Origin of the sequence: Edaphosphingomonas haloaromaticamans (assembly GCF_001853345.1) — a bacterium.
Lineage (GTDB): Bacteria > Pseudomonadota > Alphaproteobacteria > Sphingomonadales > Sphingomonadaceae > Sphingomonas_E > Sphingomonas_E fennica.
In genome coordinates this window covers 1576741-1578678 of record NZ_MIPT01000001.1, presented here as the reverse complement: position 1 = coordinate 1578678, position 1938 = coordinate 1576741, and the positions used below count along the sequence as shown (strand labels likewise).

Annotated in this window: 2 protein-coding genes and 1 pseudogene; all 3 read right to left on the bottom strand. The window is 65.7% G+C overall.

What is annotated here, in order from left to right; all coding sequences use genetic code 11:
- Positions 1 to 25 precede the first annotated feature (25 nt).
- Complete coding sequence (locus BHE75_RS07265) at positions 26 to 781, bottom strand: ABC transporter ATP-binding protein (RefSeq protein ID WP_015459917.1); 756 nt, start codon at positions 779 to 781, stop codon at positions 26 to 28.
- Positions 781 to 1581 (bottom strand): MlaE family ABC transporter permease, encoded by an 801-nt coding sequence (locus BHE75_RS07260; RefSeq protein WP_041864964.1) that lies wholly within the window; start codon positions 1579 to 1581, stop codon positions 781 to 783. The genes BHE75_RS07265 and BHE75_RS07260 overlap by 1 nt, the downstream gene beginning before the upstream one ends.
- Positions 1578 to 1733: pseudogene (locus BHE75_RS23975) on the bottom strand (alanine racemase); the annotation flags it as partial. The pseudogene BHE75_RS23975 and the gene BHE75_RS07260, both read right to left, overlap by 4 nt.
- Positions 1734 to 1938 lie beyond the last annotated feature (205 nt).

The following is a 1938-nucleotide window of genomic DNA, read 5'->3' as shown; positions in this document are numbered from 1 at the left end:
CTCCCCATTCCGGAACCGATTGATCCTAGCGGATCGGCCCCTCGGCATTGCCCTGGACGAACTGGTCCACATAGGGATTGCCGGAATCATAAAGCCGGTCGCGCGGGCCGTGCCAGATGATCTTGCCCTGGTAGAGCATCGCCACCCGGTGGGCGATCTTCCGCGCGGATGCCATGTCGTGGGTGATGGTCAGCGCGGTGATGCCGAGGTCGTCGACCAGGCTCATGATCAGGTCGTTGATTACGTCGGCGCGGATCGGGTCGAGGCCGGTGGTCGGCTCGTCGAAGAAGATGATCTCCGGCCGGGGCGCGATGGCGCGGGCCAGCGCCACGCGCTTCTGCATGCCGCCGGAAAGCTCGCTGGGCCTGAGGTTCAGCACCTCCGGCCCCAGCCCCACCCGCTCCAGATTCTCCTGCGCGATCGCCCGCATCCGGGCGGTGTCCCGCGCGCGGCCCTGCGTCAGCGCGAAGGTCACGTTGCGCCACACGGGCAGCGAATCGAACAGGGCGCTGCCCTGGAACAGCATGCCGAACTTGGCGCGCACGCGGGCAAGGTCGCGCTCGCCCAGCCCCACGATCTCCTCGCCGTCGATGCGGATCGATCCGGCATCGGGGCGGACGAGGCCCAATATGCATTTCAGCGTCACCGATTTGCCGCTGCCGGACTGGCCGATGATCGTCATCGATTCCCCGGCCTCGACCGCCAGGTCCACGCCGTCGAGCACGCGGTTCGCGCCGAACGTCTTGGCCAGCCCGCTGATCTGGATCTTGGGGGTCGCCATCAGCCGAACGCCATCACGGTGATGAGGAGGTTGGAAAGCAGGATCAGGATGAAGGCGCTCACCACCGCATTACGGGTGCCCTCACCTACGCCGGCCGCGCCGCCATTGGCGCGGAACCCGTGATAGCAGCCCATCAGCGCGATGAAGAAGCCGAACACCGCCGCCTTCACCAGCGCCATCATGAAATCGCTGGCCTCCAGGAATTCGCGCGTCACCTTCAGATAGCCGACGGCGTTGAAATCCAGCTTGTAGACGGCGATCAGATAGCCGCCGAAGATGCCGATGGCATTGGCGATCATCACCATCAGCGGCAGCGCGATCACGGACGCGAACAGGCGCGGCGCGATCAGGTAGCGGAAGGGATCGGTGCGCAGCGTCGTCATCGCGTCGAGCTGCTCGGTCACGCGCATGGTGCCCAGCTCCGCCGCCATCGCCGATGAGACGCGGCCCGCCACCATCAGGCCGACCAGCACCGGACCCAGCTCGCGCACGATGCCCAGCACCACGATGGCCGGCACCGTCGAGGTCGCGTTGAAGCGCGATCCGGCGGTGAAGGTCTGCTGCGCCAGCGCGGCGCCGGTGAAGATCGCCGTCAGGCCCACCACCGGCAGCGAGAACCAGCCGATATGGGCGAGCTGCTCCAGCCATTTGTGCGGATAATAAGGGGGCGTCAGCCCGCGCCGGATCGCATTGATCGCGAACAATGTCGCCCGGCCCACCGTGGCGAGCGAGCGGATGGCGATCCGGCCGATCGCGGCGAAGAATGAGATGATGGCTTCGGCCAAGCGCTTACCCGTCATAACCAGCACCGCTGATAGCGGCGGCCGAGCGAGGTCAGCAACTCATATTGTGACAGGCCCGAAGCAATCGATGCCGTTGCGGGATCGTAATCCAGCTCCAGCCAGTCGCCTTCCTCCACGTCCTGCGCGGCGCCGATGTCCACGGCCAGCAGGCTGTCTCTTATACACATCTAGATGTGTATAAGAGACAGATGACGAGCTGGCGGCGCTGAAGGCGCAGCTTGCCGGCCTGCAGGCCAAGATCGACAAGCTGGGCGAATAAGCGGGCGGGCCGGCGGCTTTCCGCGCGCCGGCCCTTCGATCAGGGCTTCACGAATTTCAGCGTGAGCCGGTCGCTTTCGCCGATGGCGAGATATT